Source organism: Shewanella sp. 11B5, assembly GCF_002836795.1.
Lineage (GTDB): Bacteria > Pseudomonadota > Gammaproteobacteria > Enterobacterales > Shewanellaceae > Shewanella > Shewanella frigidimarina.
Map to the genome: position 1 here is coordinate 1 of NZ_PJAP01000138.1, position 1,196 is coordinate 1,196.

Sequence of the window (1,196 nt, forward strand, 5' to 3'; positions counted from 1 at the left end):
GGGGTAAAGCGCATTATTTGTTATAAATCAGCCTTTGCAAACCTTTAGCTTTGCGGCGACATTTTCAAACAGCGAAAAGGTCGCAACGGAATTGCCCCAGCTTCTGGCAATCAAAAATGGGTGAAATGGTTAATCTACAGCTTAATGACAGTGTGCATTTAAAACAAGAGATGCATTAATCGCTGTTCTCTTTAATTAGCTCAATTATAGTGCTGTTAAATTGTTGGATATCAAACTTACTTTCATCAAAGAAAACATCGTCAATACCTTTAACGATAGCAAGAGCATTTTTCATTTGTGATAATCCTTCTGCACTCAACTGCAATGTTTTAGCTCGGGTATCGAGAGGGTCAACTTGTCTGATCACTAGGCCTCTCTTCTCAAGAGATTTGAGCACACTAGAAACAACTGACTTATCCATCTTAGTAAAGTGTATTAGTTTAACTTGATTAACTAATTCAGTATTGGTATTAAGCCATTGAATACCCGATATTATGATGAATTGAGGGTAGGTGAGCTCTATTTTTTTTAACGCATTATTGAGCAACTTTTGACGCATATTGGTAATTTGCCAAAGCAAATAGCCGCTATGATTTTCTGGCTTGTCATTTCTAAATACAATATCTTTCATTCTAACCTGGTACTCATTAGTTTGTGATTACTTCAAATTTGGCAACAAATCAACTTTAAAGTAATCAATGAGAGATACTCCGTCAGCAGTTACTTTTAAGTTAATTTGCCAATGTTCAATACCATTATCAATAGCTTGTTTAACGACTTTCCTAACTTGACTTGTTCCAGTAGCATTATTTAACGGTGGAGCAAACGGTTTGGCATCAAATAAATTACATAAAAGCACAATAGACTTTTGATTAGCATTAATTTGTGTCGAAATTTCGGTGTAATGTCTTAGTAATCTCTCAAAGGAAGTAAATTTACTGTCTGATTTTTTGATACCGAATGGAATATCTTTAAGTAACGTCTTAACCTCGACATAGCAATTATCGTTTATTAAAAAATCTATCTTAGAAGTGTTGAGAAATACCTCTCTTTTTACTGTTTCAACTAACAACATTTCTGGCAGTAAGTTATGTTCTAGAAAGAAATTAATGTAGGTGTTGGCTTTGACTTGATTGATGCCGACGATAGTATCACTTTTGCTTACAGGATAAATGGCCTCAACAGTATAATTTGTT

2 protein-coding genes are annotated in these 1,196 nt (G+C 34.3%); both read right to left on the minus strand.

Annotation, left to right across the window (positions count from 1 at the left end; genetic code table 11):
- Positions 1-175: 175 nt before the first annotated feature.
- On the minus strand, positions 176-631 hold the full coding sequence (locus CXF78_RS01160) for a MarR family winged helix-turn-helix transcriptional regulator (protein WP_102035735.1): 456 nt from the start codon (positions 629-631) through the stop codon (positions 176-178).
- 27 nt (positions 632-658) lie between these two features.
- A partial coding sequence (locus tag CXF78_RS01165) for a DNA/RNA nuclease SfsA (protein ID WP_102035736.1) occupies positions 659-1,196 on the minus strand: 538 nt, incomplete at its 5' end.

Bases quoted from the DNA above. Each gene is read 5' to 3' on its own strand.
- CXF78_RS01160 (WP_102035735.1), bottom strand. From the start codon at position 631: ATGAAAGATATTGTATTTAGAAATGACAAGCCAGAAAATCATAGCGGC.